Below are 6,870 nucleotides of genomic sequence, written 5' to 3'. Positions count from 1 at the left end.
CTCGGCGGCTGACCCAACAACCAAGAAAAGGGGGGAGACGCCGCCGACCCCGCCCGCGGGGCCGACCGAGAAGCTGCCCACCCCCGGCGAGGAACCGAACGGGGGGAAGCGGAAACGTCGCTTCCTGCGCGACCCGCTCTCCGTGGCGCTGGTCTGCATCATCGTGGTTTGCCTGGTGATCGCCGCGCTCGTGGGCGCGGAGCTCTACGTCCGTCACGTCGCCAACAACAAGGTCGCCGAGGCGGTGGCGTGCGAGGTCAAGGACGAGGCCACCGCGTCGTTCGGGGTGGCGCCGCTGATGCTGTGGCAGCAGCTCACCAAGCACTACACCAACATCTCGGTGTCCACCGCGGGCAACCAGGTGCGTGACGCCAAGGGCATGAAGATCGACATCAACATCCGCGACGTCCAGCTCAGGGACACGCAAGACTCCAAGGGCACCATCGGGTCGCTCGACGCGACCGTCACTTGGACCTCCGACGGAATCAAGCAATCGGTCCAGAACGCGATCCCGGTGCTGGGCCCCTTCGTCACCAACAAGGTGACCACGCATCCCAACGACGGCACCATCGAGTTGAAGGGCATGCTGGACAACCTGACCACCAAGCCGGTGGTGTCGGGCACCGGCCTGCAGCTGCAGATCGTCAGCTTCAACGCGCTCGGCTTCACGATGCCCAAGGAGTCGGTGCAGTCGACCCTGGACGACTTCACCTCGCAGTTCACCAAGAACTACCCGCTGGGCATCCACGCGGACAGCGTGCAGGTCACCAATGACGGTGTGACCAGCCACTTCTCGACGCGGAACGCGAGCATCCCCACCGGCAACAACAACGACCCCTGCTTCGCCAACCTCTGACGCCGGGGTCAGTCGAGCCCGTCGAGCACCGCCCGGGTGCCGGACAGGCCGAGCCGCGTGGCACCGGCCTCCAGCATCGCGAGCGCGTCGGCGGCGCTGCGGATGCCGCCGCTGGCCTTCACGCCCAGCCTGGCGCCGACGGTCTGGCTCATCACGGTGACCGCACGCACCGAGGCGCCGCCCGCGGGATGGAACCCGGTCGAGGTCTTGACGAAGTTGGCGCCGGCGTCCTCGGCCGCGCGACACACCTGCACCAGCGTGCGCTCGTCCGGCCCCGATAGCAGCACCGCCGACTCCACGATCACCTTCAGCACGGAACCGGCGTCGACGTCGTTCATGGCGGCGCGCACGGCCGCGATATCGGCCCGCACCGCCGCGATGTCGCCGGCCAGCGCGGCGCCGATGTCGATGACCATGTCGACCTCGGTCGCGCCCGATGCCAAGGCCTGCTCGGCCTCGTGCGCCTTGACCGCCGAAATGTGCTTGCCCGACGGGAAACCCGCCACGCTCGCCACCGCGACACCTCCGCCGGCCCGGACGGCGGCCGGAACCATCGACGGTGAGACGCACACGGCGTAGACGCCCAATTCGGAGGCCTCCGCGACCAGCGCGGCCACGTCCGCCTCGGTGGCCTCCGGTTTCAGCAGGGTGTGGTCGACCACGGCCGCCAGTTGAGCCCGGGTGGGTTTGCTCGCCACTAGAACCTTTCTTCGGGCCCGCCCGGATTGCATCCGGAAGCGCCCATCTCGGCGTCGTCGACGACCGGGCGCCACGGCTCGAGGTTCCAGCTGGTCTTGCCGGGCGCCGCCAGTTCGGCGAATTGCCAATGACAGATAAACTGCGCGCGCATCCCGGCGGTGTCGGCGTCCGGCGACAGCGTCAGCACCTCGGCCCACGCCTCGTCGGCGAGGGCCGGATTCGCCGAATGGCCGGCGGCCAGCCGCCCCGATGGCGTCGGGAACACCCGCAGGCTGCTCAGCCCGTGCCACTGCGCCCACTCGGTGTGGTCGATGAACGGCGGGGACATCGTCGCCGGGTCCGCCGCCGCGGCGGCCGCGGGTCCCCACAGCGCGACAAGCACCGCAGCGGGCGCCGTCAGCACGGCCTTCATCCCGCTAGCGCGACTTACCTTGAATTTCAAGAAGTTTCGGCCGCACGTCGACCAGATACACGCCCGCCGCGCACGCGGCGATCGCCATCCCGAGTACCCCGAAAACAAAACTCAGGATGGATGTCAGGGCGACAGCCAGGCCGAGGATCACCAACCACACCGGCTTGGTCAGCTTTTCGGCGGCGGTGTAAGCGTCGGGCCGCTGCAGCGCGGCATGCACGAACGCATATACCGCCGTGACCAAGACGGCGATCTGCAAGACCAACATGACGGTACCCACGAGGTGGCTCACGCCTTAAGCGTATGCGGGCGCCGTCCCAAACGTCGACTCAGAGTTGCCCGAAGGACAACTCCGAGTCGAGCGTCGGTACTTACTTCTGGGTGACCTTCTTGGCGGCCGCCTTCTTGGCGGGCGCCTTCTTGGCGGGCGCCTTCTTGGCGGGCGCCTTCTTGCCGACAGCCTTCTGAGCCTTCTTGGCCGTCTCGTCGGACTTCTTGGGCAGCTCGATGCCGACCAGTTTGGCCGCACGCTCGCCGACCGCGCGGGTCTGCGACGCGACGGTGCCCAGCGCCTCCTGCGTCAGCTCGACGGCCTGGTCCACGTAGCCCTCGGCGCGCGCGGACGCGTCGTCCAGGCCCGTCTGGCTGCGCAGCCGCTGCAGGGCGGCTTCGCCGCGCTGGACCAGCTCGTTGTAGCGGTTGGTCGCCGCGTCCAGGTAGCCCTCGGCGGCCTTGCGCAGTTCGTCGCTGGTGAACCGCTCGCGCAGCTCGTCCAGCTGCTCGGGCAGGTCCTCCTGCAACCGGGTCAGCCGGGCGCGGCTCTCCTCGACCCGGGTGCGGGTGTCGGCGCGGGTCTCTCCCGCGCGCTCACGCAGGGTGGCGATCAAGTCATTGACGGTGGCCAGGGCCAGGTCGGCCGCGCCCAGGGCTGCGAGCAGGGGCGCCCGCAGGTCCTCGATGTTGGTGTTGTCAGCCATGGTGTTCCTTTCCTTCTTTTGTTCGCTATCAGCGTTACTACGTGTGCGGTTCGCAAGCTAGGGGCGTTTGGTCTCTTCCTTTCGGGTAACCGGAGCCGCCTGCGGTCGGTCGGTCGACGACTGGCCGGCGGGCGTGGGAGCGGCGTCGGCGGTCGGGCCCTCCTCGTGGGCGGATTCGTTCTGCTGGATGAAGGAGGCGTAGACGTCGAGCAGCACCTGCTTCTGGCGCTCGGTAATCGCGGTATCGGTGATGATGGCGTCGCGCACCTGACTTTTGTCGCTGGGCTCGAGAATCCCAGCCCGCACATAGAGAACCTCGGCGGAAACCCGCAGCGCCTTGGCGATTTGATTGAGCACGTCGGCGGACGGCTTACGCAATCCCCGCTCCACCTGGCTCAGATACGGATTGCTGACCCCGGATTTTTCGGCGAGTTGACGCACCGAGACCTGCGCGAGTTCACGCTGGCTGCGAATGAAGCTTCCGATGTCCGAGGCCATGTCGGAGGCGGCGTTGGACACCTTGGCGGAGAGCTTCTCCTCGGGTGCCATGGCGTGCTCCTGGTCGGCTGGTCGATGGTGACGGCCACCAGATTACTACAAGTGCTTGCTATTGCAAGCACTTGTTAGCACTACTAGAAAAAGAGCTGGGCGACGGCGTAGATCACCAGACCGGCCAGGGAGCCGACCACGGTTCCGTTGATCCGGATGAACTGCAGATCGCGGCCCACGTGCAGCTCGATGCGCCGGCTGGCCTCCTCGGCGTCCCAGCGCTCGATGGTGTCGGTGATGATCGCGGTGATCTCCACGCCGTACTGCGAAACCAGGTGCTGGGCGGCCCGCACGATCCAGTTGTCCACCTTGTCGCGCAGGTTGGCGTCGTCACGCAGTGATTCCCCGATGCGTACGACGGTGTCGGCGATGCGGGTGCGCAACGTGCTGGACGGGTCGTCCACGCCCTCGAGCACCAGGCGTTTCAGCGTCTTCCAGGCCGTCGCGGCGGCGTTTGCGATCTCGTCGCGCGCCATCAGCTGCTCCTTGACGGCATCGGCGCGCGCGATGGTGTCCGCGTCGTTTTGCAGGTCGTCGGCGAATTCGAACAGAAAACGCGTCGCCGACCGGCGCAGCTCGTGGTCGGGATTGCGGCGCACCTTGTCGGTGAAGTCCATCAGCTCGCGGTGGATGCGGTCGCCGACCAGGTGGTCGATGAAGCGTGGCGACCACGTCGGCGAGTCACGCTCGACCACCCGCTGGATCACCTCGCCGGCGTTCAGCGACCACTGGAAGGCCCGGTCGGCAAGTAACTGAATCAGCGCCTCCTGCCGATTCTCGGCCAGCAGCGTCGTCAACACCCTCCCGACCGGCGGACCCCACTGCGGCTCGGCGATGCGGCGCACGATCATCCGGTCGATCACCTGCTGGACGTCGTCGTCGCGCAGTAGCTCCACCAATACCCGCAGCACCGTGGCCGTCTCGCTGGCCACCCGCTCGGCGTGGGCGGCCTCCGACAGCCACTTGCCGAGCCGTCCGGGCACCTCGGCGTCCCGCAGCTTGGTCTCCACCACCGGCGGCGACAGGAAGTTCTCCCGCACGAAGGTTCCCAGGCCCTCGCCGAGCTGATCCTTCTTGCGCTTGATGATCGCGGTGTGCGGGATGGGGATGCCCAACGGATGCCTGAACAGCGCGGTCACCGCGAACCAGTCGGCCAGCGCACCCACCATCCCGGCCTCGGCGGCGGCACCGACGTAGCCGACCCAGGCACCGAGGTGGGTGTGGGCCTGGGCCCACCGGCAGGCGAGAAACAGGGCGGTGGCGCCGATCAGGAAGCCCAGCGCCACCGCCTTCATCCGGCGCAGGGCCACCCGGCGCTCCGCATCGGCCTGCGGATCGGCACCCGCGAAGGATTCGGCCAACGATGGGTGCGAACGACCGGTTCCGGTCAACGGTGTCATCGGGTCCGGCCCCGCCGCTCGCGGGGCCGGCGCTACGCCTCGAGGCGAGGCTCTGTGTACCACCACTCCATCATTCATCGTCCCGGCCGATTGGTGTGACGGCACTGTTCGGGGGGCCCGTAGCGGGGCGCGGCCGAAGCCCGGAACAGGCCCGCACACCGTAGTATCGAGGGCGTCTAGTGAATGGGAAATCGGCGACAGTGGCAGAGCAAACATTGGCTGTGACGGCCAAGACGGATGGTCGCAAACGGCGCTGGCACCAACACAAGGTGGAGCGCCGCAACGAGTTGGTAGACGGGACGATCGACGCGATCCGGCGGCGCGGCGGCACGTTGAGCATGGACGACATCGCCGCGGAGATCGGCGTTTCCAAGACGGTGTTGTATCGCTACTTCGTCGACAAGAACGATCTGACGACCGCGGTCATGATGCGGTTCACCCAAACCACCCTGATTCCAAATATGGCCGCGGCGCTGACGTCCAATCTCGACGGCTTCGACCTGACCCGAGAGGTCATCCGCGTGTACGTCGAAACCGTCGCGAACGAACCCGAACCGTATCGCTTCGTGATGTCCAACAGCTCCGCCAGCAAGAGCAAGGTGATCGCCGATTCCGAGCGGATCATCGCCCGCATGCTGGCGGTGCTGATGCGCCGCCGCATGCAACAAGCGGGGATGGACACCGGTGGTGCGGAGCCATGGGCCTACCTGATCGTCGGCGGTGTGCAGCTGGCCACGCACTCCTGGATGTCGGACCCGCGGATGAGTCGCGACGAGTTGATCGACTACCTGACGATGCTGAGCTGGAACGCGCTGAAGGGCATCGTCGAGGTGGGCGGATCGCTGGAGAAGTTCCGCGAAGAGCCCCACCCGTCGCCCATCGTGCCGCCCCGCGGGGCAGGGGATCGAGCCCCGCTCTAACCCCCGCGGCCGACCGTCTTTTGGGAATTTCGCCCGTCTCGTGTGACGCTTATGACGCGCTCGGCCGGACGACTTACATAGCCGCAGCGACTAGCATGCAGGGGTGCATGGGGGGTGACGCCGGGGTGCGTCGTGCTGATTGGCCGCCCCTGGCTCCGCGTAACGAAAGGCTCTACTCGACATGTCCGTGCAGCTCACGCCGCATTTCACGAACGTGCAAGCCCACTACGACCTGTCCGATGACTTCTTTCGGTTGTTCCTGGACCCCACCCAGACGTACAGCTGCGCCTACTTCGAGCGTGACGACATGACTCTGGAAGAGGCGCAGATCGCCAAGATCGACCTGGCGCTGGGCAAGCTGAAGCTCGAGCCGGGAATGACGTTGCTGGACATCGGTTGCGGCTGGGGCGCCACCATGCGGCGCGCAATCGAGAAGTACGACGTCAACGTCGTCGGCCTGACGTTGTCGGAGAACCAGGCCGAGCACGTGCAGGCCATGTTCGATCAGCTCGACACCCCCCGCAGCCGGCGGGTGCTACTGGAGGGGTGGGAGAAGTTCCACGAGCCGGTCGACCGCATCGTCTCCATCGGCGCGTTCGAGCACTTCGGCCGCCAGCGCTACGGCCGCTTCTTCAAGATGGCCTACGAGGCGCTGCCGTCCGACGGCGTGATGTTGCTGCACACCATCGTTCGCCCGTCCTTCAAAGAAGCCCGGGCGCGCGGCATGAAGCTGACCCACGAGATCGTTCACTTCTCGCAATTCATCCTGACCGAGATCTTTCCCGGCGGCTGGCTGCCGACGCCCCAGACCGTCGGAGAGTACGCGGTCACGGCCGGCTTCGAGCTGACCCGGGTGCACTCGCTGCAACTGCACTACGCGAGGACCCTGGAGACGTGGGCGGCCGCCCTCGAGGCCAATCGCGGCGAGGCGATCGCCGTCCAGTCGGAAGAGGTCTACGACCGCTACATGAAGTACCTGACCGGCTGCGCCAAGCTGTTCCGCCAGGGCTACACCGACGTCGACCAGTTCACCCTGAAGAAGAAGAAGTAGCCCACG

General features: G+C 66.9%; 9 protein-coding genes. 3 read left to right on the top strand and 6 right to left on the bottom strand.

Annotation, left to right across the window (positions count from 1 at the left end; translation table 11 throughout):
• Positions 1-856, top strand: an 856-nt coding sequence (locus tag A5678_RS20510) for a DUF2993 domain-containing protein (RefSeq protein ID WP_231983726.1), incomplete at its 5' end; no start/stop codon positions are given.
• A gap of 8 nt (positions 857-864) precedes the next feature.
• Here A5678_RS20510 and deoC read toward each other — a convergent pair.
• From deoC to A5678_RS20480, 6 genes are all read right to left on the bottom strand, one after another.
• Entirely contained in the window at positions 865-1,554 is a 690-nt protein-coding gene (gene deoC, locus A5678_RS20505; RefSeq protein ID WP_156747007.1) for a deoxyribose-phosphate aldolase, read from the bottom strand.
• Entirely contained in the window at positions 1,554-1,967 is a 414-nt protein-coding gene (locus A5678_RS20500; RefSeq protein ID WP_068045929.1) for a DUF2599 domain-containing protein, read from the bottom strand. Before A5678_RS20500 ends, deoC begins: the two co-directional genes overlap by 1 nt.
• A 4-nt stretch (positions 1,968-1,971) precedes the next feature.
• Positions 1,972-2,259 (bottom strand): DUF2516 family protein, encoded by a 288-nt coding sequence (locus tag A5678_RS20495; RefSeq protein ID WP_067282206.1) that lies wholly within the window; start codon positions 2,257-2,259, stop codon positions 1,972-1,974.
• A gap of 79 nt (positions 2,260-2,338) precedes the next feature.
• A complete protein-coding gene (locus A5678_RS20490; RefSeq protein WP_068045926.1) occupies positions 2,339-2,944 on the bottom strand; it encodes a heparin-binding hemagglutinin in 606 nt (201 codons plus the stop codon).
• Between the two features lie 57 nt (positions 2,945-3,001).
• Positions 3,002-3,493 (bottom strand): helix-turn-helix domain-containing protein, encoded by a 492-nt coding sequence (locus tag A5678_RS20485; RefSeq protein WP_068045923.1) that lies wholly within the window; start codon positions 3,491-3,493, stop codon positions 3,002-3,004.
• Positions 3,494-3,576: 83 nt separating this feature from the next.
• Positions 3,577-4,959, bottom strand: a complete 1,383-nt coding sequence (locus A5678_RS20480) for a DUF445 domain-containing protein (protein ID WP_156747006.1) — start codon at positions 4,957-4,959, stop codon at positions 3,577-3,579.
• 134 nt (positions 4,960-5,093) lie between these two features.
• Between A5678_RS20480 and A5678_RS20475 the strand changes: the two genes are divergently transcribed.
• Both A5678_RS20475 and pcaA read left to right on the top strand, forming a co-directional pair.
• Entirely contained in the window at positions 5,094-5,813 is a 720-nt protein-coding gene (locus tag A5678_RS20475) for a TetR/AcrR family transcriptional regulator (RefSeq protein WP_068045917.1), read from the top strand.
• A 181-nt stretch (positions 5,814-5,994) separates the two neighbouring features.
• Complete coding sequence (gene pcaA / locus A5678_RS20470) at positions 5,995-6,864, top strand: cyclopropane mycolic acid synthase PcaA (protein WP_068045914.1); 870 nt, start codon at positions 5,995-5,997, stop codon at positions 6,862-6,864.
• Positions 6,865-6,870: the final 6 nt, after the last annotated feature.

Origin of the sequence: Mycobacterium sp. E2733 (assembly GCF_001667585.1) — a bacterium.
Classification (GTDB): domain Bacteria; phylum Actinomycetota; class Actinomycetes; order Mycobacteriales; family Mycobacteriaceae; genus Mycobacterium.
This window is presented reverse-complemented; position numbering and strand designations above follow the sequence as displayed.